Origin of the sequence: Enterobacter cloacae complex sp. ECL352 (genome assembly GCF_020149545.1) — a bacterium.
GTDB classification, from domain to species: Bacteria; Pseudomonadota; Gammaproteobacteria; order Enterobacterales; family Enterobacteriaceae; genus Enterobacter; species Enterobacter asburiae_B.
In genome coordinates this window covers 2,331,338-2,353,901 of sequence record NZ_CP083709.1, presented here as the reverse complement: position 1 = coordinate 2,353,901, position 22,564 = coordinate 2,331,338, and the positions used below count along the sequence as shown (strand labels likewise).

Here is a 22,564-nt window from a genome sequence, read left to right as displayed (position 1 = left end):
TCGATTGACCGCCTTTTTTATTTGTATTGAACGAGACCAACCATGAGCCATAACGACACTATCGTCGCCCAGGCAACCCCACCGGGACGCGGTGGTGTAGGCATTCTGCGTATCTCCGGCCTGAAGGCGCGCGAGGTGGCCGAAGCGGTGCTGGGTAAACTGCCAAAGCCGCGCTACGCTGATTACCTGCCGTTTAAAGATACCGACGGCACGCCGCTGGACCAGGGCATTGCGCTGTGGTTCCCCGGCCCGAACTCTTTCACCGGCGAAGACGTGCTTGAGCTGCAGGGCCACGGCGGCCCGGTTATCCTCGACCTGCTGTTAAAACGTATCCTGACCCTGCCTGGCCTGCGCATTGCGAAGCCGGGCGAGTTCTCCGAGCGTGCCTTCCTCAACGACAAGCTCGACCTGGCGCAGGCAGAAGCGATTGCAGACCTGATCGACGCCAGTTCTGAACAGGCGGCCCGCTCCGCTCTGAACTCGCTGCAGGGGGCATTCTCCGCCCGCGTAAATCACCTTGTGGAAGCACTTACTCACCTGCGGATCTACGTGGAAGCGGCTATCGACTTCCCGGATGAGGAGATCGACTTCCTCTCTGACGGCAAAATCGAAGCCCAGCTCAATCAGGTAATGAACGATCTCGACGCCGTGCGCGCCGAAGCGCGTCAGGGCAGTCTGCTGCGCGAAGGGATGAAGGTGGTGATTGCCGGACGTCCTAACGCCGGGAAATCGAGCCTGCTGAACGCCCTGGCGGGCCGTGAAGCGGCGATCGTCACCGACATTGCCGGCACCACCCGCGACGTGCTCCGCGAGCATATCCACATCGACGGGATGCCGCTGCATATCATTGATACCGCCGGCCTGCGCGATGCCAGCGACGAGGTTGAACGCATCGGTATCGAACGCGCCTGGCAGGAGATCGAGCAGGCAGACCGCGTGCTGTTTATGGTGGACGGCACCACGACCGACGCCGTTGACCCGGCAAAAATCTGGCCAGACTTTATCGCCCGTCTGCCGGCGAAACTGCCCATCACCGTGGTGCGTAACAAAGCGGATGTCACCGGCGAAACGCTGGGCATCAGCGATGTGAATGGTCACTCACTGATTCGCCTGTCGGCGCGTACCGGTGAGGGCGTTGACGACCTGCGTAACCATCTCAAGCAGAGCATGGGCTTTGACACCAGCATGGAAGGCGGCTTCCTCGCGCGTCGTCGCCACCTGCAGGCGCTGGAAGAGGCGGCAAACCACCTCGTTCAGGGTAAAGCGCAGCTGATCGGCGCGTGGGCGGGTGAACTGCTGGCGGAAGAGCTGCGCCTGGCGCAGCAGAATCTGAGCGAGATCACCGGGGAGTTTACGTCGGACGATCTGCTGGGACGAATTTTCTCGAGCTTCTGTATCGGTAAGTAAGGCCCGCTCACTGATGGTGATTTCCTCCCGGGAAATCACCATTGTCCAAATGGCAACTCGCCTAATCTCTTTTCACCCCCTATCCTGCATGCCTGCATCTATGGGGGGTTTATGGCGCGTTTTCTGTTTTGTAGTTTCGCATTAGTTCTGCTTTATCCGTCCGGCATTGATATGTATCTGGTGGGATTGCCGCACATCGCCCGCGATCTGGGCGCCAGCGAAGCGCAGCTGCACATCGCGTTTTCGGCCTACCTCGCGGGGATGGCGTCGTCGATGGTGTTTGCCGGGAAGATTGCGGATAAGGCAGGCCGTCAGCCCGTCGCCATAACCGGCGCCATCATTTTTGCCCTGGCCTCTCTTCTCTGCTCACAGGCGCAAAACAGCACCTTGTTCCTGGCCGGACGGTTTATTCAGGGCATTGGAGCCGGTGGCTGCTACGTCGTCGCTTTTGCCATTTTGCGCGACACCTTAAGCGCCCAGCGTCGCGCCAAAGTGCTTTCGATGCTGAACGGTATTACCTGCATTATCCCGGTGCTGGCCCCGGTCGTGGGATATCTGATCATGCTGAAATTCCCGTGGCAGAGCCTGTTCTGGACCATGGCGGCGATGGGCGCGCTGGTGTTTATCCTGTCCATCGCCGTGCTGAAAGAGACCCACCCGGGCTCGCAGAATACCGGTCATACCGCAACCATTCACCCAGCCGAGAAACTGCTTAACCGATTTTTCCTCAGTCGTCTGGCCGTGACCACGTTAAGCGTGGCGGTGATCCTGACCTATGTAAACGTTTCCCCGGTTTTACTGATGGAAACCATGGGCTTCGATCGGGGTGAGTATTCAACGGTGATGGCATTAACCGCCATGGTCAGTATGGCAGTCTCGTTCTCGACTCCCTTTGCGCTAAATGTTTTCAGCCAGCGCACGTTGATGCTGACCTCACAGGTTTTATTCCTCACGGCTGGCGCGATCCTGGCAACCACCAGCTCGCATGCGGTGATGCTGGCCGGCATTACCCTCATTTGCGCCGGGTTCTCGGTTGGCTTTGGCGTGGCGATGAGTCAGGCGCTTGGCCCCTTCTCGCTGCGGGCAGGCGTGGCAAGCTCGGTGCTGGGGATTGCTCAGGTCTGCGGCTCGTCGCTGTGGATTTGGCTGGCGGCGGTCATTGGGCTTAACGCGCTGAATATGCTGATCGGGGTTCTGATTGGCTGTAGCATACTGTGCATCACCTTACTTATGGTCATCCAGCCCGCGGCGCATTATGAAGAAGCCCATCAGCAGTCTCGATCTTAATCTCCTGCTTTGCCTGCAGCTTTTGCTGCAGGAGCGCAGCGTCACCAAAGCGGCGAAGCGGATGAACGTGACGCCGTCTGCGGTGAGTAAATCGCTGGCCAAGCTGCGTGACTGGTTTGACGACCCGCTGTTTGTCAAAACGCCGTTGGGGCTGCTGCCGACCCCGCTGACGGTAAGCCTCGAGCAGGATTTGGCTGACTGGATGCAAATCGGCAACCAGATCCTCGATAAATTCCACCATGATTCCCCGGGCGGGCTAACGTTCGTGCTGGCCGCCGAAACGCCGTTGATGCTGATCCGCTTTAACGCCCTGCTGGAGCAGGTGAACCAGCGCTATCCGCAGGCTACGGTGAAGATGCGTCACTGGGATTACGACTCGCTGGACGCCATTACGCGTGGAGAGGTGGATCTGGGATTCACCGGACGCGAAACGCACCCGCGCTCGCGTGAATTGCTGAAGCTAATGCCGTGGTTCATCGACTATGAGATCCTGTTCAGCGACCGTCCGTGCGTGTATCTGCGTGAGGATCACCCCGCGCTACAGGACGAATGGAACCTCGAGACCTTCCTGCGCTACCCGCACATCAGCATCTTCTGGGAACGCAGCGAAACCTGGGCACTGGACGAAGTGCTAAAGGAGATGGGTCGGGAGAGAAACATTGCCATGAGCGTGCCGGGTTTTGAGCAGTCGATGTTTATGGCGGCGCAGCCCGGCCATAACTATATCGCCACGGCTCCGCACTACTGCCATCACTACAATCAACTCCACCAGCGGAAGCTGATCGCGCTGCCCATTCCCATTGACGAAGCGCAGGCTGAAAAGCTTACCGTTCCCTTCACGCTGATCTGGCATAAACGAAACAGCCATAATCCGAAAATCCTCTGGCTGCGGGAAACCATCAAGGCGCTGTACGGTGCCAGCGATCCAATTTTTGCCTAAGAAAATGTAAAGTTCGGTCCTGAGGCTTCTCTTACTCCCATTTACTGATTAAAACAGGAGTCAAGTTAAGCGATAATCATGTAACCGTTTAACCGATTACGACCATTATCAAGGAGCGAAAAATGGCTACGCACTTTGCAAGAGGGATACTTACGGAAGGACGTCTCGTATCGGCAAGAATTTCTTCAGCCTGTCACAGTGAAGCACTTACTCTCCCGGAACACCGCAGAACGCGGTTTTTAGCGTCCAGAGCGCTTCTGGCAGAACTGATGTTTATGCTGTACGGCACCAGCGAGCTGCCGGACATCATTACCCAGCCCGAAGGCCGCCCGGTCTTTGCCGACCCGGACCTCCCTCGTTTTTCGATTGCCTACGCGGGCAATATCATTGGCGTCGCGCTGACCACCGAAGGGGATTGTGGGCTGGATATGGAACTTCAGCGCGCGACGCGCAGCTTCCATGGCGGTAATGCGCATGAAGACTATCCGCTCTCCAGCAATGAGAAGCTGTGGGTACGCAACCAGAACGATCCTGTCGAAGCCCGAGCCCAGCTCATTACCCTGCGCCAGAGCATTCGCAAGCTCTGTGGATGCGCCTCAGACGACGCCAGCCTGCTGCAGCTGCTGCCAGGCTCCGGACGTCTGCGTGCCACTCAGGCCACACTGGTAGAGGCGCTCAGCGACGCAGAGGATGTGCTCATTTGGTCCATTGCGGTTACCCCCGCCATCGAACGCATGAAAATCTGGGAATTTGACAGCCAACAGGGATGGCGTAGCCTTCCTGATGTGCCCGAGCGTGCCAACGAGCCCGCCGCACGCCTGATGCGTTTAACCAGTTTACCGGCAGAAAAAGCATTCACCCTTAGCTGATCCAATCAGGGTCATCATGATGAAACAGGAGTAATCATGTCTGATACGTTGAAAGTAGTTACGTTACTGGGAAGCCTGCGCAAAGGTTCATTTAACGGGATGGTTGCCCGCACGCTGCCACAGCTGGCACCGGCAGGAATGGACATTAGCGCCCTGCCGTCTATTGGCGATATTCCGCTCTATGACGCTGACGTACAGCAAGAAGAGGGTTTTCCGCAGAGCGTTGAGGCGCTGGCAGAGCAGATCCGCCAGGCCGACGGCGTGGTCATCGTCACGCCGGAGTACAACTATTCGGTTCCGGGTGGCCTGAAGAATGCCATCGACTGGCTGTCCCGCTTACCTGAGCAGCCGCTGGCAGGCAAGCCGGTGCTGATCCAGACCAGCTCAATGGGCGCGATTGGCGGCGCGCGCTGCCAGTATCATCTGCGCCAGATCCTGGTGTTCCTGGATGCGATGGTCATGAACAAGCCGGAATTTATGGGTGGTGTGATTCAGAACAAGGTCGACCCGCAAACGGGTGAAGTGGTGGATCAGAGCACGCGCGATCATCTGTCTGGCCAGCTGACGGCGTTTGGGGATTATATTAAGCGGGTGAAGGCTTAAGCTTATTGCAGCCTGATGCCCTCACCCTGGCCCTCTCCCACGGGGAGAGGGAACAAACATTAAAGCCCTTTTCGAAGAAAAGGGCTTGCTGTTTATTTGGCGTCAATAAACACAATCTTCAGCACAAACAGCAGCGCCACAACGATGACGCAAGGGCTGAGGTCGCGGAAGCGGCCGGTACCGATCTTCATTACGCAGTAAGAGATAAAGCCCAGCGCGATACCTTCGGTAATCGAGAAGCTGAACGGCATCATCACGGCGGTAATAAACGCCGGCACCGCTTCGGTTAAATCATCCCACTTCACGCGTGACAGGCTGGAGGTCATCAGCACCCCCACATAGATCAGCGCGCCGGCTGCCGCATACGGAGGAACCATACCCGCCAGCGGAGAGAGGAAGATCACCAGCAGGAACAGAATACCCACAACCACCGCCGTCAGGCCGGTACGGCCGCCCACGGACACGCCGGAAGACGATTCAATGTACGCGGTAACGGACGAGGTTCCGATAAAAGCACCGGTCACAGAGGAGACGCTGTCCACAAACAGCGCTTGCTTCATGCGCGGGAATTTCCCTTTTTCATCCGCCAGGCCCGCTTTGTCGGTCACGCCAATCAGCGTGCCGGAGGAGTCAAACAGGTTGACCAGCATGAAGGAGAAAATCACGCCAGCCAGGCCCAGGTTCAGGGAACCCGCCAGATCGACGTGACCAATCACGGTAGATACGCTCGGTGGCGCGGAGACGATACCGTTATAGTGAACGTCGCCCAGCATCCAGCCAAGCAGGGTGGTGACAACGATGGACACCAGCACCGCCGCGTGAATATTACGGGAAGCCAGGATCGCGATGATAAAGAAGCCCAGCACGCCCAGCAGCACGTTATGAGAGGTCAGGTGACCGATGCTCACCAGCGTATCCGGGTTCGCCACGATAACGCCGGCGTTTTTCAGCCCCATCATACCGATGAACAGACCGATACCGCTGGTGATGCCCACGCGCAGGCTCACGGGAATGTTCGCAATCATCCAGTAACGTACGCGGAAAATGGTCAGCAGCAGCAGGCCAACCGCGCCCCAGAAGATGGCGCCCATGCCAACCTGCCACGGCAGCCCCATCGCCTGAACAACCACGAACGCGAAGAACGCATTCAGGCCCATCGCCGGTGCCAGCGCAACCGGCAGGTTAGCAAATACACCCATCAGGATGCTGCCAAGGGCCGCGATCAGACAGGTTGTCACGAAGACGGCGCTGGTATCCATGCCAGCAACGCCCAGAATTTGAGGGTTCACAAAAACGATATAGACCATCGTCAGGAAGGTGGTGAAACCAGCGATCACTTCGGTGCGTGCCGTTGTGCCGTGCTCGCGCAGTTTAAAAACGCGCTCAAGCAGACCCTGACCAGATGTCTGGGTAGTGTGTTGTTGACTCATCATCAATTCCGAACAAGGAGGGAAAATTCGTCGCTATCCTATACCAAAATGCGACAATAGTGGCGGTTACGTGATACTTTTTTCATTGATTTTGCTTATACGGCAACGATTGCGTGCCGGCGAACTGCCGTACGTAAACGTTAAACTTGTTAAAAGGGAAAGGCATGTCCGGAATTGAAGCGGTATTTTTCGACTGCGACGGTACGCTGGTCGACAGTGAGGTCATTTGTTCCCGCGCGTATGTCACCATGTTCCAGGAATTTGGCATTACGCTGGAACTCGAAGAGGTGTTTAAACGCTTTAAGGGCGTAAAGCTCTACGAGATCATCGACATCATTAACGAAGAACACGGAGTGGATCTGGCGAAAGCCGATCTGGAACCGGTGTACCGCGCCGAGGTCGCACGCCTGTTCGACTCCGAGCTGGAGGTTATCTCCGGGGCTAACGCGTTGCTGGATGCGATGACGGTGCCAGTCTGCGTCGTCTCTAACGGCCCGGTCAGCAAAATGCAGCACTCGCTGGGCAAGCTTGAGATGTTGCACCATTTCCCGGAAAAACTGTTCAGCGGCTACGATATCCAGCGCTGGAAGCCAGACCCGGCGCTGATGTTCCATGCGGCAAAAGCGATGAACGTCAACGTAGAGAACTGTATTCTGGTGGATGACTCGTCTGCGGGCGCGCAGTCGGGGATTGATGCGGGGATGGAGGTGTTTTACTTCTGCGCCGACCCGCACAACAAGCCGATCGATCATCCCAACGTCACGACCTTTACCGATCTGGCGCAGCTGCCAGCGCTGTGGAAGGCGCGCGGGTGGGATATTACTCGCTGAGTTTTCCCCTCACCCCGACCCTCTCCCCTGGGGAGAGGGAGAAAACCGAATTGTCCCCTCTCCCTGTGGGAGAGGGTAAAATCACTCTTTCGGATCTTTACCCGCCAGCAGCTTGTCCAGCTCGTCGCCGCCCACGTGACGGAAGTCCTGACCTTTCACGAAGTAGAAGATGTATTCGCAAATGTTCTGGCAGCGGTCGCCGATACGCTCAATAGAGCGCGCGCAGAACAGGGCGGTCAGTACGCTTGGGATCGTACGTGAATCTTCCATCATGTAGGTCATCAGCTGACGCACGATGCCTTCATACTCCTGGTCGACCTTCTTGTCTTCACGGTAGATACGCACCGCTTCGTCCAGGTCCATACGCGCAAAGGCATCCAGCACATCGTGCAACATCTGCACGGTGTGGCGGCCCAGCGACTCCAGGCTCACCAGCAGCGGCTGGTGCTGTTGAGAGAACTTCTCCAGCGCGGTGCGGCAGATTTTATCCGCAACGTCACCAATACGCTCCAGCTCGGCGATGGTTTTGATGATCGCCATTACCAGACGCAGATCGCTCGCCGTCGGCTGGCGTTTCGCGATAATGCGCACGCAGGCCTCGTCGATAGCGACTTCCATCATGTTGACGTTTTTGTCGCCTTCAATGACGCGCTTCGCCAGCTCGCTGTCCTGGTTGTGCATTGCCGTAATCGCATCAGAAAGCTGCTGCTCGACCATGCCGCCCATGGTCATTACCTGGGTGCGAATGCTTTCCAGCTCTGCGTTGAACTGGCCGGAAATGTGTTTATTAAGATTGAGGTTGTCCATGGTTTCTCCACATGCACTAAGGCAAATCAACCGTAGCGGCCAGTAATATAATCTTCGGTTTGTTTCTTCGCGGGCCTGGTGAACAGCGCGTCCGTATCGCTGAACTCAATCAACTCGCCCAGGTACATAAACGCCGTGTGATCGGAACAACGTGCAGCCTGCTGCATGTTATGGGTCACGATAACCACGGTGTAATCCTGCTTCAGCTCGGTGATCAGCTCTTCAATACGGCCGGTTGAGATCGGGTCCAGCGCTGAACACGGCTCATCCAGCAGCAACACTTCCGGGCGAATAGCAATACCGCGCGCAATGCACAGACGCTGCTGCTGACCACCGGAGAGAGAGTAACCGCTCTGGTGCAACTTATCTTTGGTTTCGTTCCATAATGCGGCCTTGGTCAAAGCCCACTGCACGCGCTCGTCCATATCGGCACGGGAGAGTTTTTCAAACAGACGCACGCCAAACGCGATGTTGTCGTAAATCGACATCGGGAACGGCGTTGGTTTCTGGAACACCATCCCCACTTTGGCGCGCAGCAGGGCGATATCCTGCGCCTGGGTCAGAATGTTTTCACCGTCCAGGATGATTTCACCCTCAGCGCGCTGCTCCGGATAGAGCGAATACATTTTGTTAAAGGTGCGCAGCAGCGTGGATTTCCCACAGCCGGACGGACCGATAAATGCCGTGACCTGGTTCTTCGCGATATCCAGGTTGATGTTCTTCAGGGCATGGAATTTGCCGTAGTAGAAGTTCAAATCACGAACCTGAATCTTACCCGGGGCAGTATCAACCATACTCATTGACTCATTTCCTCATTCGGCGCCGCGAGCTGCCGCGCCGTAAAAAATTAACCGTGTTTCTTCTTCGCGAAAATGACGCGCGCCAGAATGTTCAGCAACAGTACGCAAAGGGTAATGATCAGCACTCCGGCCCAGGCCAGCTGCTGCCATTCCGCGAATGGGCTCATCGCAAATTTAAAGATCGTCACCGGCAGGTTGGCGATCGGCTGCATCATGTCCGTGCTCCAGAACTGATTGGAGAGAGACGTAAACAGCAGCGGCGCCGTTTCACCCGCGATACGCGCCACCGCCAGCAGGATACCGGTCATGATCCCGGAGACGGACGCCTTCAGCGTAATCGCAGAGATCATCTTCCATTTCGGCGTACCCAGCGCATAAGCCGCTTCACGCAGGCTGTCCGGCACCAGTTTCAGCATGTTCTCGGTGGTTCGAATAACAATCGGCACCTGCAGCAGCGCCAGGGCAATCACACCCGCCCAGCCCGAGAAGTGTTCCATCTGCGCCACCACCACGGTGTAAACAAACAGACCCACGACGATAGAAGGAGCAGACAGCAGAATGTCGTTGATGAAGCGAATGACTTCCGCCAGCCAGGATTTACGACCGTATTCAGCCAGGTAGATACCCGCCATGATGCCCAGCGGCGTGCCGAAGACCGTCGCCCAGAGGATCAGCAAGCCGCTGCCCGCCAGGGCATTCGCCAGGCCACCACCCGCCGTGTTCGGCGGCGGCGTCATTTCGGTGAAAAGCGACAGTGACATCCCGTCAATCCCGCGAACGACCGTCGAGAAGAGGATCCAGACCAGCCAGAACAGGCCGAACGCCATTGTCGCCATAGAGAGCGACAGGGCAATACGGTTTTTCATGCGGCGTCTGGCCTGCATTTTGCGGCGGGATTCCGCCAGCTCAGCGGTTGCTTGCATTTCGAGAGTTGCCATTAGCGTGCCCCCTCATTTTTAGCGAGGCGCATAATCATCAGCTTGGAAATCGCCAGAACAATGAAGGTGATAACGAACAGAATCAGACCCAGCTCCATCAGCGCCGCCACGTGCAGCCCCGATTCCGCTTCCGCAAATTCATTCGCCAGCGCCGAGGTAATACTGTTACCCGGCATGTAGAGCGACGCGCTGTCGAGCTGGTAGGTGTTACCGATGATAAAGGTGACCGCCATGGTTTCACCCAGCGCACGACCCAGGCCCAGCATCACGCCCCCGATCACCCCATTTTTGGTGAACGGAAGGACAATGCGCCAGATAACTTCCCAGGTGGTGCAGCCGATGCCGTAGGCCGACTCTTTCATCATCACCGGCGTTTGTTCGAAGACATCGCGCATAACCGCCGCAATGTACGGAATAATCATGATGGCGAGGATCACACCTGCCGCCAGAATGCCGATACCGAAAGCCGGGCCAGAGAACAAGGCACCCACAAACGGAATGGCGGAAAGCACGTTACCGACCGGTTCCTGGAAATACGTGGCGAACAGCGGAGCAAAGATGAACAGACCCCACATGCCGTAAACGATACTTGGAATGGCCGCCAGCAGTTCGATAGCAATACCCAGCGGGCGTCGCAGCCAGCCCGGCGCCAGCTCCGTCAGGAACAGGGCAATACCAAAGCTCACCGGAACCGCAATCAGCAGGGCGATGAACGAGGTCATCAGCGTGCCGTAAATCGGCACCAGGGCACCGTAGATGTCGTTCGGCGCGTCCCACTCTTTGGTCCACAGGAAGGAAAAACCGAATTTCTGGATGCTCGGCCATGAGGAGAAAATCAGAGACACGATAATGCCGCCCAGCAGCAATAGCACAATCAGCGCAGCCAGTTTCACCAGCGCGCTGAAAATCATGTCACCTTTTTTACCCGGAGGGTTAAATGCAGGCTTGGTTGCAGCCATAAATTACTCTTCTGTTTGAGACGTTTTTACGAATATGCCCGGTGGCGCTGACGCTTACCGGGCCTACAGCTTAAACCGTAGGGCGGGTAAGCGCAGCGCCACCCGCCATCTTCGTTAAATATATCCTGTTAGTACAGCGCTTTACCGCTGCTGTCTTTCACGTTGGTTTTCCATGCAGCGCGAATCTGCTCAACCACGTTGTCCGGCAGGGTGGCGTAATCCAGGGCGTTAGCCTGTTTGCCGCCGTTTTTGTACGCCCAGTCGAAGAACTTCAGCACTTCGGCGCCCTGCTCAGGTTTCTTCTGCTCTTTGTGAACCAGGATGAAAGTGGTAGAGGTGATTGGCCATGCACCTTCGCCTTTCTGGTTAGTCAGATCCTGCGCGAAGGATTTGCTCCAGTCAGCGCCTTTCGCCGCGTTAGCAAAGTTCTCTTCGGTCGGGCTAACCGGTTTGCCGTCGGCTGAAACCAGTTTGGTGTAGGACAGGTTGTTCTGCTTGGCGTACGCATACTCTACGTAACCAATTGAGCCAGGCAGACGCTGTACGAATGCGGCGATACCGTCGTTACCTTTACCGCCCAGACCGGTTGGCCAGTTAACGGTAGAGCCGGAGCCGACTTTAGATTTCCACTCTTCGTTCACTTTTGCCAGGTAGCTGGTGAACACGAAAGAGGTACCGGAACCATCCGCGCGGCGAACCACGGCGATGTTCTGAGAAGGCAGCTTCAGGCCTGGGTTGAGTTTAGCGATCGCTTCGTCATCCCATTTTTTGATTTTGCCCAGGTAGATGTCACCCAGCGTTTTGCCGTCCAGCACCAGCTCACCCGACTTCACGCCCGGCAGGTTGATGGCCAGAACCACACCGCCGATCACGGTAGGGAACTGGAACAGGCCTTCCTGAGCCAGTTTGTCATCAGACAGCGGAGCGTCTGATGCGCCGAAATCAACAGTGTTCGCGGTAATTTGTTTAACGCCACCGGAGGAGCCGATACCCTGATAGTTAACCTTGTTACCGGTTTCTTTCTGGTAGGTATCCGCCCATTTGGCATACACCGGCGCAGGGAAGGTTGCACCAGCGCCAGTCAGGCTTGCTTCTGCAAATACAGAGAACGCGCTCAGAGATAAGGTCGCGGCGACAACAGTTGCGACAGTGGTACGCATAACTTTCATAATGTCTCCTGCAAGATTTTCGTAAATCGTTGTTTAGTGGCTACGATGAGCAAAATAGGACAAACAGGTGACAGATAAATGTACGAATTATGACAGTTTTATGACAACGTTAATTTCACTTAAAAACCAGCAAAAGAAAGCTTATTTTTCATCGTGTTAGCCGCTTTTATGACAAGACGTTTTCAGAAATATTTTCTTTATGTGACACTGAAAAAAGTAGCTGAAGATGACAAATTGTCATTATTAAAAACGAGAAAGGATTGATTAAAAACAAGCCGGGTGGGATAAAAAAGCTCCACCGGAAGGTGGAGCCTGAAGGGATTATTCTACGGTAACCGATTTCGCCAGGTTACGCGGCTGGTCAACGTCGGTGCCTTTGATCAGCGCAACGTGATAGGCCAGCAGCTGCAGCGGAACGGTGTAGAAGATTGGTGCAATCACCTCTTCCACATGCGGCATCTCGATAATGTGCATGTTGTCGTTGCTGACGAAACCGGCATCTTTGTCGGCGAAGACGTACAGAACGCCGCCGCGGGCACGCACTTCTTCGATGTTAGACTTCAGTTTTTCCAGCAGTTCGTTGTTTGGTGCCACAACGATGACCGGCATATCCGCGTCAATCAGCGCCAGCGGGCCGTGCTTCAGCTCGCCAGCCGCATAGGCTTCAGCGTGAATGTAGGAGATCTCTTTCAGCTTCAGCGCGCCTTCCAGCGCAATCGGATACTGATCCCCACGACCCAGGAACAGGGCGTGATGTTTGTCGGAGAAATCTTCCGCCAGCGCTTCAATGCGTTTGTCCTGAGACAGCATCTGCTCAATACGGCTCGGCAGCGCCTGCAGGCCGTGAACGATGTCGTGCTCAACGGACGCATCTTCACCTTTCAGACGCGCAAGCTTCGCCACCAGCATCAGCAGAACGGTCAGCTGAGTGGTAAACGCTTTGGTGGAGGCCACACCGATTTCGGTACCCGCTTTGGTCATCAGCGCCAGATCGGACTCACGCACCAGCGATGAGCCAGGAACGTTACAGATAGCCAGCGAGCCCAGGTAACCCAGCTCTTTAGACAGACGCAGAGCTGCCAGCGTATCCGCCGTTTCGCCGGACTGGGAAAGGGTGATCATCAGGCTGTTACGACGCACCGCGGATTTGCGATAGCGGAATTCAGACGCGATTTCCACATCGCACGGCACGCCCGCCAGGGATTCAAACCAGTAGCGAGAAACCATACCGGAGTTGTAAGAGGTGCCGCAGGCCACGATCTGAATATGCTCGACCTTGCCAAGCAGTTCGTTCGCGTTTGCGCCCAGCTCGCTCAGATCCACTTCACCGTGGCTGATGCGCCCGGTCAGCGTGTTTTTGATGGCGTTTGGCTGCTCGTAAATCTCTTTCTGCATGTAGTGACGGTAAGCGCCTTTGTCGCCCGCGTCGTACTGCAGATTCGATTCGATCTCCTGACGTTTCACCTGCTCGCCTTTGGTATCGAAGACGGTCACGCTGCGACGGGTCACTTCCGCGATATCACCCTCTTCGAGGAAGATAAAGCGACGGGTGACCGGCAGGAGCGCCAGCTGGTCAGAAGCGATGAAGTTTTCGCCCATACCCAGACCGATAACCATCGGGCTACCGGAACGCGCGGCCAGCAATGTGGACGGATCGCGGGAATCCATGATCACCGTACCGTACGCACCGCGCAGCTGAGGGATAGCACGCAGCACCGCATCACGCAGTGTACCGCCCTGCTCCAGCTCCCAGTGCACCAGGTGAGCAATCACTTCGGTGTCAGTTTCAGAGACGAAGGTGTAGCCGCGCGCTTTCAGTTCTTCGCGCAGCGGTTCGTGGTTTTCGATAATGCCGTTGTGCACGACCACGATGTGTTCAGACACATGCGGGTGCGCGTTACCTTCAGACGGTTCGCCGTGCGTCGCCCAGCGGGTGTGCGCAATACCGGTACCACCGTGCAGCGGATGTTCTTCCGCGGCCTGGGCCAGCATCTGCACTTTACCGAGACGACGCAGACGGGTCATATGACCTTCTGCATCGACGACAGCCAGACCGGCAGAGTCGTAACCACGGTATTCCAGACGACGTAAACCTTCGAGAAGGATTTCAGCAATATCACGCTGCGCAACTGCGCCAACAATTCCACACATAATTTTAGATTCCGAATTTAGGCATTATGCCTGCGTTGTCGCTGACCTGTATTTTCCCTGCGTCTTTCACGCTGCGGCTGCGTTGGCTTCTCGTACTCGCCACGGTCACTTACTTAAATAAGCTCCCATGGACTCATACGCTTGCCGCCTTGCCACAACGCGAAATCCTTTGGGTAACGCCCTTTCCGGGCACCCCGAGCCTTGTAGAGAGTGGGGTTATTTTTATGGGTACTGCTTGTGGGGGGAGGATTATATTATCCCCTCACCCCGGCCCTCTCCCCAAAGGGGCGAGGGAGAAAAACACCGCACCGAACGATCCCCTCTCCCCTATGGGGAGAGGGTTAGGGTGAGGGGTAAATCCGTTACTTTTTCTTCACCGGGCGTTTCCAGCCCTGCTTGCTGACCTGCGGCACGCGGCTTAACACCAGCTCGTTCTCGGCCACATCGCGCGTAACGGTTGTTCCGGCGGCGATAGTCACCCCGTTACCCACGGTAACAGGCGCCACCAGCTGCGTATCGGAGCCAACGAACACGTCGTCACCGATGATGGTTTTAAACTTATTCGCACCGTCATAGTTACAGGTAATAGTCCCTGCACCAATATTCACGTTATTGCCAATTTCCGCGTCGCCCAGATAGGTCAGATGACCGGCTTTCGAGCCTTTACCCAGACGCGCTTTTTTCATTTCCACGAAGTTACCCACGTGAGCGCCTTCCAGCAGCTCAGCGCCCGGGCGCAGACGCGCAAACGGGCCGATGGTACAGGCCGCATCCAGACGAGCATCTTCTACCACGCTGTACGGGCTGATTTCGCAGTCGTCGCCGATGACGCTGTTTTTAATCACGCAGCCGGCGCCAATTTTGATGCGATTGCCCAGCGTGACGTGACCTTCGAGGATAACGTTCGTATCAATTTCAACGTCACGACCGTGAGATAACGAACCACGCAGATCGAAACGCGCCGGATCGCGCAGCATCACGCCCGCCAGCAGCAGTTTTTCGGCCTGCTCGGACTGATAAACGCGCTCCAGGCGGGAAAGCTGAAGACGGTTATTCACCCCTTCGGTTTCGCTGATGCGCGCCGGATGAACCGCCGCAATCTCACGTCCTTCCTGGTACGCCATCGCAATGATGTCGGTGATGTAGAATTCACCCTGTGCGTTGTTGTTGTTGAGCTGAGACAGCCAGCGCTTCATGTCCGCGCCATTGGCAATCAGAATACCGGTGTTGATCTCCTGAATCTGGCGCTGTTCGTCGCTGGCATCTTTATGCTCAACAATACCCGTGACGTTGCCGTTTTCACGGGTGATGCGGCCATAACCGCTTGGATCGTCCAGCACGACGGTCAACAAACCGATACCGCCCTGCGGTTTGGCTTCACGCAGGCGAGTCAGGGTTTCAACGGAGATCAGCGGGACATCGCCGTAGAGCATCAAAATGTCTTCGTCATCCGCAAAGAAAGGCGCAGCCTGCTGCATCGCATGGCCTGTGCCCAGCTGTTCGGCCTGAAGCACCCAGTTGAGCTTGTCATCGCTCAGCGTCTTTTTAAGCAGATCGCCGCCGTGGCCGTAGACCAGGTGGACCTGACCGGCACCCAGTTCGTTCGCTGCATCAATGACATGCTGCACCATTGGCTTTCCTGCAAGCGTGTGGAGCACCTTAGGCAGATCGGAATACATGCGGGTCCCTTTGCCAGCGGCAAGGATCACCACGCTCATCGCACTGTTTGACATACGCATCCTGACGGTAGTTTGAGTGTGAAGTAAAAACGTTTGATGCTTAAAATTCTACATCTTTTTCATCATGAATTAAGGCCGAAAAAAAAAGCCAGCCTGGTATCCAGACTGGCTTTTGTGCTTTTCAAGCCGGTGTTACATCGCTTTTTTGGTCAACTCGATAACGCGCAGTTTCGCGATCGCTTTGGCCAGCTCCGCAGACGCCTGAGCGTAATCCACGTCACCATGAGAGCTGCTAATGTGCTCTTCAGCCTTACGCTTCGATTCCAGGGCTCGCGCTTCGTCGAGATCCTGTCCACGGATAGCGGTATCGGCCAGAACGGTCACACTGCCAGGCTGCACTTCAAGAATGCCGCCGGAGAGATAGATAAACTCTTCGTGACCGAACTGTTTAACGATGCGGATCATACCAGGCTTAATGGCGGTGAGCAGCGGTGCGTGACCCGGGAAAATACCCAGTTCACCTTCACTACCCGTTACCTGGATTTTCTCGACCAGACCAGAGAACATTTGTTGCTCTGCGCTGACGACGTCCAGGTGGTAAGTCATTGCCATATCACCCTCCGATTAAGGCGTTAAAGTTTTTTGGCTTTTTCCACGGCTTCGTCGATGGAACCAACCATGTAGAACGCCTGCTCCGGCAGGTGATCGTATTCGCCTTCCATGATGCCTTTAAAGCCACGGATGGTGTCTTTCAGGGAAACGTATTTACCCGGAGAACCGGTGAATACTTCCGCAACGAAGAACGGCTGGGACAGGAAGCGCTGGATCTTACGCGCACGTGCTACCACCAGTTTGTCTTCTTCAGACAGTTCATCCATACCCAGGATGGCGATGATGTCTTTCAGTTCCTGGTAACGCTGCAGCAGGGACTGTACGCCACGCGCGGTGTCGTAGTGTTCCTGACCAACAACCAGTGGATCCAGCTGACGGCTGGTGGAGTCCAGCGGGTCAACGGCCGGGTAGATACCCAGAGACGCGATCTGACGGCTCAGTACCACGGTTGCATCTAAGTGCGCAAAGGTGGTTGCTGGAGATGGGTCAGTCAAGTCATCCGCAGGTACGTATACCGCCTGAACGGAGGTGATAGAACCGGTTTTGGTAGAGGTGATACGTTCCTGAAGAACACCCATCTCTTCCGCCAGCGTAGGCTGATAACCTACCGCTGAAGGCATACGACCCAGCAGTGCAGATACTTCCGTACCGGCCAAGGTGTAACGATAGATGTTATCAACGAACAGCAGAACGTCACGGCCTTCGTCACGGAATTTCTCAGCCATCGTCAGACCGGTCAGCGCAACGCGCAGACGGTTTCCAGGTGGCTCGTTCATCTGGCCGTAAACCAGGGATACTTTGTCCAGAACGTTGGAGTCGGTCATTTCGTGGTAGAAATCGTTACCCTCACGAGTACGTTCACCTACGCCCGCAAACACGGAGTAACCGGAGTGCTCGATCGCGATGTTACGGATCAGCTCCATCATGTTTACGGTTTTACCAACACCCGCACCACCGAACAGACCGACTTTACCGCCCTTCGCGAACGGACACATCAGGTCGATAACTTTGATACCGGTTTCCAGCAGTTCCTGAGAGCTGGACAGCTCTTCGTAGGAAGGTGCCGCGCGGTGGATAGCCCAACGCTCTTCTTCACCGATGTCGCCTTTCATGTCGATTGGCTGACCCAATACGTTCATGATACGACCCAGTGTTGCTTTACCTACCGGGACTTCGATCGGGTGCTCAAGGTCTTTTACTTCCAGACCACGACGCAGACCGTCGGAAGAACCCATAGCGATGGTACGCACGATACCGCCGCCGAGCTGCTGCTGAACTTCCAGCACCAGGCTCTCGTTACCATTCTGTACCTCAAGCGCGTCGTACACGCGTGGTACGGCGTCCTGAGGGAACTCGACGTCCACCACGGCGCCGATTACCTGGACAATCTTTCCAGTAGCCATCTTGAATCCTCTACGTAATTCGTAAACCTGGTTAAACCGCGGCGGCCCCCGAGACGATCTCGGTGAGTTCCTGAGTAATGCTGGCCTGACGAGCTTTGTTGTAAACCAACTGCAGCTCTTTAATCAGGCTGCCGCCATTATCGGTCGCGGCTTTCATCGCCACCATTCGTGCGGCCTGCTCGCTGGCCAGGTTTTCTACAACGCCCTGATAAACCTGAGATTCAACGTAACGACGCAGCAGGGTATCCAGCAGCGGTTTCGGATCGGGTTCATACAGGTAATCCCAGGCTTTTTGCTTCAGCTCGTCATCTTCTGATGCCGGTAATGGCAGCATCTGAGTGAGCGTTGGAACCTGAGACATGGTGTTAATGAATTTGTTGCTGACAACGTACAGTCTGTCCAGACGGCCTTCATCATAGGCCTGCAACATCACTTTAACCGGGCCGATCAGTTCGGACAGGGACGGGTTATCACCCATACCGGTCACCTGAGCGACAATGTTGCCACCAACGGAGTTAAAGAAAGAGACGCCTTTAGAGCCGATCATTGCGATATCGCACTGAACGCCTTTTTCAGACCATGCTTTCATATCCGCCAGCAGTTTTTTGAACAGGTTAATGTTCAAGCCGCCACACAGACCACGGTCGGTCGACACCACCAGGTAGCCCACGCGCTTAACGTCGCGTTCTTCCAGGTAAGGGTGCTTATATTCCAGATTACCGTTTGCAAGGTGACCAATCACTTTGCGCATGGTTTCTGCATATGGACGGCTGGCCGCCATGCGATCCTGCGATTTACGCATTTTGGAAGCGGCGACCATCTCCATCGCTTTAGTGATCTTTTGCGTGTTCTGGACGCTTGCGATCTTACTACGTATCTCTTTTGCGCCGGCCATGAGCTTCTCCTCAATGCCAGGCGGCTTGTCCTGAGACAAGCCGCCGGACGATTACCAGGATTGGGTTGCTTTGAAGGAATCGAGGATAGCTTTCAGCTTGCCTTCGATTTCGTCGTTATAGCCACCGGTCTGGTTGATCTCTTGCATCAGCGGAGCGTGATCACGGTCGACGTAAGCCAGCAGAGCGGCTTCGAAGCTACCGATTTTCGCCAGTTCCACATCTTCGAGGTAACCGCGTTCAGCCGCGAACAGTACCAGGCCCTGCTGAGCAACAGACATTGGTGCGTACTGTTTCTGCTTCAGCAGCTCGGTCACTTTCTGACCGTGGCTCAGCTGTTTACGGGTTGCTTCGTCCAGATCGGATGCGAACTGAGAGAACGCAGCCAGTTCACGATACTGTGCCAGCGCGGTACGGATACCACCGGACAGTTTCTTGATGATCTTGGTCTGAGCAGCACCACCAACACGGGATACGGAGATACCCGGGTTAACCGCCGGACGGATACCGGAGTTAAACAGGTTGGTTTCCAGGAAGATCTGACCATCGGTAATGGAGATTACGTTAGTCGGAACGAACGCAGAAACGTCACCCGCCTGGGTTTCAATGATCGGCAGAGCGGTCAGAGAGCCCGTTTTACCCTTGACTTCACCTTTGGTGAAGTTCTCGACGTATTCCGCATTAACGCGGGAAGCACGCTCCAGCAGACGAGAGTGGAGGTAGAATACGTCGCCAGGGAACGCTTCACGTCCAGGTGGACGACGGAGCAGCAGGGAAACCTGACGATAAGCAACAGCCTGTTTAGACAGGTCATCGTATACGATCAGTGCATCTTCACCGCGGTCACGGAAATATTCGCCCATTGCGCAACCGGCATATGGCGCCAGGTATTGCAGTGCAGCAGATTCAGACGCAGTTGCTACCACAACGATGGTGTTAGACAGTGCGCCGTGCTCTTCCAGTTTACGAACCACGTTAGAAATGGTGGACGCTTTCTGGCCGATGGCCACGTACACACATTTGATGCCGGAGTCACGCTGATTGATGATGGCGTCGATAGCCATCGCGGTTTTACCGGTCTGACGGTCACCGATGATCAGTTCACGCTGACCACGACCGATTGGGATCATGGCATCAACGGACTTATAACCTGTCTGAACAGGCTGATCTACGGACTGACGGTCGATAACGCCTGGTGCGATAACTTCGATTGGGGAGAAGCCATCGTGCTCAACCGGACCTTTACCGTCGATTGGCGCACCCAGGGTGTTAACAACGCGACCCAGCAGGCCACGGCCAACCGGCACTTCCAGAATACGGCCAGTACACTTAACCTTCATGCCTTCGGCGAGGTCAGCGTATGGACCCATCACAACTGCACCTACGGAGTCGCGCTCCAGGTTCAGTGCGATAGCGTAACGGTTACCCGGCAGGGAAATCATCTCACCCTGCATACAATCGGCCAGGCCGTGGATGCGGATAACACCGTCACTTACAGAAACAATAGTACCTTCGTTGTGAGCTTCACTCACAACACTGAACTGAGCAATGCGCTGCTTGATCAGTTCGCTGATTTCGGTGGAATTCAGTTGCATGCTCCAGTCCCCTTAAGACTGCAAGACGTCTGCAAGGCGTTCAAGACGGCCGCGTACGCTGCCATCAATGACCATATCACCCGAACGGATGATTACGCCTGCCATTACAGACTTATCGATTTTGCAATTCAGCTTAACTTTGCGTGACAGACGTTTTTCCATCGCGGCGGTGATTTTCGCAAGCTGTTCATTACTCAGTTCAGTCGCAGAAGTCACTTCGACTTCAGCGGTTGCTTCACTAAGGGCACGTAAGTGCTCAAACTGCTCGAGAACATCCGGGAGCACACGGAGACGACCATTTTCTGCCATCACCTTAATCAGGTTCTGGCCGTTGGCATCCAGTTGCTCTCCGCACACGGCGATAAACGACGCGGCGAGAGTTTCAGGTGCTAACGCACCGGAAAGCAACTCAGCCATTTGTTCGTTTTTCGTCACCTCAGCGGCAAACGCCAGCATATCCTGCCAGCGATCGACATTTTGGTGTTCGACAGCAAAGTCAAAAGCTGCTTTGGCGTAGGGGCGAGCTACCGTAACAAATTCAGACATCAGCCCCTCCCTCCTTACAGTTCAGCGACAAGTTTGTCCACGATGTCGCTGTTAGCAGCTTCATCCACGGAACGTTCGATGATCTTCTCGGCGCCAGCAACAGCCAGAATCGCAACCTGCTTACGCAGTTCTTCACGAGCACGTTTACGCTCAGCATCAATTTCTGCCTGAGCCTGTGTCACGATCTTAGTACGTTCCTGTTCTGCTTCAGCTTTGGCTTCGTCCAGGATCTGAGAACGGCGTTTGTTAGCCTGTTCAATGATTACCTGAGCTTCAGCTTTCGCTTTTTTCAGCTGGTCTGTCGCGTTGGCCTGTGCAAGGTCCAAATCTTTCTTAGCGCGTTCTGCGGAAGCCAGACCGTCAGCAATTTCTTTCTGACGTTTTTCGATGGCTGCCATTAAAGGCGGCCATACATACTTCATGCAGAACCAGACAAAGAGAATAAACGCGATGGCCTGGCCGAGGATTGTTGCGTTCATGTTCACAGCACAATACCTCTTTAATTTCTGTGGCTTAGGGTTTTAAAACTACTACTACGCGACAGCAAACATCACGTACAGACCCAGACCTACAGCGATCATTGGGATAGCATCCACCAGACCCATAACGATAAAGAACTGAGTACGCAGCAGAGGAATCAGATCAGGTTGACGCGCTGCGCCTTCCAGGAATTTGCCCCCGAGGATGCCGATACCGATCGCAGCACCGATAGCCGCCAGACCCATCATCACAGCGGCAGCCATGTACAGCAGATCCATATTCAGGTTTTCCATGACAGTCTCCAGTTTGTTTCAATTAAAACGTAGTAGTGTTGGTAAAAAATCAGTGCTCTTCAGACGCCATCGACAGATAGACGATCGTCAGAACCATGAAGATAAAGGCTTGCAGCGTAATGATCAGGATGTGGAAAATGGCCCATGGCACATTCAGAATCCACTGTGACCACCACGGCAGAAGACCCGCGATCAGAATGAAAATCAGCTCACCCGCATACATGTTGCCGAACAGTCGCAGACCCAGTGAAACAGGTTTGGACAGCAGGCTAACGCCTTCCAGGATCAGGTTGACCGGAATAAACGCCCAGTGGTTGAACGGCTGCAAGGTAAGCTCTTTCACAAAGCCGCTTACGCCTTTCATTTTGATGCTGTAGAAAAGAATCAGGATAAATACGCCCAGCGCCATCGACAGGGTGATGTTCACGTCCGCAGACGGTACAACACGCAGCGCAGGCAGGCCGAAGATGTGCTCGCCGATGAACGGCAGCAGATCGATTGGCAGCAGGTCCATCAGGTTCATCAGGAAGACCCAAACGAACACGGTCAGGGCCAGCGGAGCAATCAGCTTGCTCTTACCATGGTACATGTCTTTGACGCTGCCATGGACGAAGCCGATGATCATTTCGATGAAGGTCTGGAATTTCCCTGGAACACCGCTGGTCGCTCGTTTAGCAACACCGCGGAACATGGCCAGGAACAGAAGACCCAAAACCACCGAGAAGAACATGGAGTCGATGTTGATCGTCCAGAAGGTGGCCGGGGGGTTATGTGGATCCACCAGCGAGAATGTACGCAGGTCCAGCTGAAGGTTATTCAGATGGTGACCTATGTAATCCTGCGGCGTCATATTTTCTGAAGCCATGATGCCTT

At 55.2% G+C, this 22,564-nt stretch carries 22 protein-coding genes; 6 read left to right on the top strand and 16 right to left on the bottom strand.

Features of this window, described 5'->3' with window-relative positions; genetic code table 11:
* Nucleotides 1-42: 42 nt before the first annotated feature.
* From mnmE to LBF07_RS11460, 5 genes are all read left to right on the top strand, one after another.
* Complete coding sequence (gene mnmE / locus LBF07_RS11480; protein ID WP_033144357.1) at nucleotides 43-1,407, top strand: tRNA uridine-5-carboxymethylaminomethyl(34) synthesis GTPase MnmE; 1,365 nt, start codon at nucleotides 43-45, stop codon at nucleotides 1,405-1,407.
* Nucleotides 1,408-1,518: 111 nt separating this feature from the next.
* Nucleotides 1,519-2,694: an MFS transporter gene (locus LBF07_RS11475; RefSeq protein WP_094935441.1), complete on the top strand. Its 1,176-nt coding sequence runs from the start codon at nucleotides 1,519-1,521 to the stop codon at nucleotides 2,692-2,694.
* Nucleotides 2,663-3,634, top strand: a complete 972-nt coding sequence (gene yidZ / locus LBF07_RS11470; protein WP_069303444.1) for an HTH-type transcriptional regulator YidZ — start codon at nucleotides 2,663-2,665, stop codon at nucleotides 3,632-3,634. The genes LBF07_RS11475 and yidZ overlap by 32 nt, the downstream gene beginning before the upstream one ends.
* A 122-nt stretch (nucleotides 3,635-3,756) precedes the next feature.
* Nucleotides 3,757-4,503 carry a 4'-phosphopantetheinyl transferase superfamily protein gene (locus LBF07_RS11465; protein ID WP_069303443.1) on the top strand — a complete coding sequence of 249 codons (747 nt, stop codon included), beginning with the start codon at nucleotides 3,757-3,759 and terminating at the stop codon, nucleotides 4,501-4,503.
* A 36-nt stretch (nucleotides 4,504-4,539) separates the two neighbouring features.
* Nucleotides 4,540-5,106 carry an NADPH-dependent FMN reductase gene (locus tag LBF07_RS11460; RefSeq protein ID WP_049015527.1) on the top strand — a complete coding sequence of 189 codons (567 nt, stop codon included), beginning with the start codon at nucleotides 4,540-4,542 and terminating at the stop codon, nucleotides 5,104-5,106.
* A gap of 92 nt (nucleotides 5,107-5,198) precedes the next feature.
* On the opposite strand, the gene adeP is transcribed toward LBF07_RS11460, so the two are convergent.
* Complete coding sequence (gene adeP, locus LBF07_RS11455; RefSeq protein WP_023309797.1) at nucleotides 5,199-6,536, bottom strand: adenine permease AdeP; 1,338 nt, start codon at nucleotides 6,534-6,536, stop codon at nucleotides 5,199-5,201.
* A 164-nt stretch (nucleotides 6,537-6,700) separates the two neighbouring features.
* Between adeP and yieH the strand changes: the two genes are divergently transcribed.
* The gene (yieH, locus tag LBF07_RS11450) at nucleotides 6,701-7,366 is read left to right on the top strand and encodes a 6-phosphogluconate phosphatase (RefSeq protein ID WP_045888256.1); all 666 of its coding nucleotides are present in this window, start codon (nucleotides 6,701-6,703) and stop codon (nucleotides 7,364-7,366) included.
* 81 nt (nucleotides 7,367-7,447) lie between these two features.
* Here the strand turns inward: yieH and phoU are convergent, their stop codons facing one another.
* The 15 genes from phoU to atpB all read right to left on the bottom strand — a co-directional run bounded on the left by phoU (nucleotide 7,448) and on the right by atpB (nucleotide 22,556).
* Entirely contained in the window at nucleotides 7,448-8,173 is a 726-nt protein-coding gene (gene phoU / locus LBF07_RS11445) for a phosphate signaling complex protein PhoU (RefSeq protein ID WP_008500182.1), read from the bottom strand.
* A gap of 26 nt (nucleotides 8,174-8,199) precedes the next feature.
* Nucleotides 8,200-8,973 carry a phosphate ABC transporter ATP-binding protein PstB gene (gene pstB, locus LBF07_RS11440; RefSeq protein WP_010426574.1) on the bottom strand — a complete coding sequence of 258 codons (774 nt, stop codon included), beginning with the start codon at nucleotides 8,971-8,973 and terminating at the stop codon, nucleotides 8,200-8,202.
* 47 nt (nucleotides 8,974-9,020) lie between these two features.
* On the bottom strand, nucleotides 9,021-9,911 hold the full coding sequence (gene pstA, locus LBF07_RS11435; RefSeq protein ID WP_023309794.1) for a phosphate ABC transporter permease PstA: 891 nt from the start codon (nucleotides 9,909-9,911) through the stop codon (nucleotides 9,021-9,023).
* On the bottom strand, nucleotides 9,911-10,870 hold the full coding sequence (pstC, locus tag LBF07_RS11430; protein ID WP_024907883.1) for a phosphate ABC transporter permease PstC: 960 nt from the start codon (nucleotides 10,868-10,870) through the stop codon (nucleotides 9,911-9,913). The genes pstA and pstC overlap by 1 nt, the downstream gene beginning before the upstream one ends.
* A 128-nt stretch (nucleotides 10,871-10,998) precedes the next feature.
* Nucleotides 10,999-12,039, bottom strand: a complete 1,041-nt coding sequence (pstS, locus tag LBF07_RS11425; RefSeq protein WP_008500186.1) for a phosphate ABC transporter substrate-binding protein PstS — start codon at nucleotides 12,037-12,039, stop codon at nucleotides 10,999-11,001.
* 321 nt (nucleotides 12,040-12,360) lie between these two features.
* Nucleotides 12,361-14,190: a glutamine--fructose-6-phosphate transaminase (isomerizing) gene (glmS, locus tag LBF07_RS11420; RefSeq protein WP_023309792.1), complete on the bottom strand. Its 1,830-nt coding sequence runs from the start codon at nucleotides 14,188-14,190 to the stop codon at nucleotides 12,361-12,363.
* A 362-nt stretch (nucleotides 14,191-14,552) separates the two neighbouring features.
* Nucleotides 14,553-15,923, bottom strand: coding sequence for a bifunctional UDP-N-acetylglucosamine diphosphorylase/glucosamine-1-phosphate N-acetyltransferase GlmU (glmU, locus tag LBF07_RS11415; protein ID WP_094935440.1), 1,371 nt, complete (start codon nucleotides 15,921-15,923; stop codon nucleotides 14,553-14,555).
* A gap of 138 nt (nucleotides 15,924-16,061) precedes the next feature.
* Nucleotides 16,062-16,481, bottom strand: a complete 420-nt coding sequence (locus LBF07_RS11410) for a F0F1 ATP synthase subunit epsilon (protein ID WP_006177560.1) — start codon at nucleotides 16,479-16,481, stop codon at nucleotides 16,062-16,064.
* A gap of 20 nt (nucleotides 16,482-16,501) precedes the next feature.
* The gene (gene atpD, locus LBF07_RS11405; protein WP_006177559.1) at nucleotides 16,502-17,884 is read right to left on the bottom strand and encodes a F0F1 ATP synthase subunit beta; all 1,383 of its coding nucleotides are present in this window, start codon (nucleotides 17,882-17,884) and stop codon (nucleotides 16,502-16,504) included.
* 31 nt (nucleotides 17,885-17,915) lie between these two features.
* Nucleotides 17,916-18,779 carry a F0F1 ATP synthase subunit gamma gene (gene atpG, locus LBF07_RS11400; protein ID WP_008500191.1) on the bottom strand — a complete coding sequence of 288 codons (864 nt, stop codon included), beginning with the start codon at nucleotides 18,777-18,779 and terminating at the stop codon, nucleotides 17,916-17,918.
* Nucleotides 18,780-18,830: 51 nt separating this feature from the next.
* Nucleotides 18,831-20,372: a F0F1 ATP synthase subunit alpha gene (atpA, locus tag LBF07_RS11395; RefSeq protein ID WP_006808751.1), complete on the bottom strand. Its 1,542-nt coding sequence runs from the start codon at nucleotides 20,370-20,372 to the stop codon at nucleotides 18,831-18,833.
* Nucleotides 20,373-20,384: 12 nt separating this feature from the next.
* Nucleotides 20,385-20,918: a F0F1 ATP synthase subunit delta gene (atpH, locus tag LBF07_RS11390; protein ID WP_023309790.1), complete on the bottom strand. Its 534-nt coding sequence runs from the start codon at nucleotides 20,916-20,918 to the stop codon at nucleotides 20,385-20,387.
* A 14-nt stretch (nucleotides 20,919-20,932) separates the two neighbouring features.
* On the bottom strand, nucleotides 20,933-21,403 hold the full coding sequence (gene atpF / locus LBF07_RS11385) for a F0F1 ATP synthase subunit B (protein WP_014072436.1): 471 nt from the start codon (nucleotides 21,401-21,403) through the stop codon (nucleotides 20,933-20,935).
* A 48-nt stretch (nucleotides 21,404-21,451) separates the two neighbouring features.
* A complete protein-coding gene (gene atpE / locus LBF07_RS11380) occupies nucleotides 21,452-21,691 on the bottom strand; it encodes a F0F1 ATP synthase subunit C (protein WP_000429386.1) in 240 nt (79 codons plus the stop codon).
* Nucleotides 21,692-21,740: 49 nt separating this feature from the next.
* Nucleotides 21,741-22,556 (bottom strand): F0F1 ATP synthase subunit A, encoded by an 816-nt coding sequence (atpB, locus tag LBF07_RS11375; RefSeq protein WP_023309789.1) that lies wholly within the window; start codon nucleotides 22,554-22,556, stop codon nucleotides 21,741-21,743.
* Between the last annotated feature and the right edge of the window lie 8 nt (nucleotides 22,557-22,564).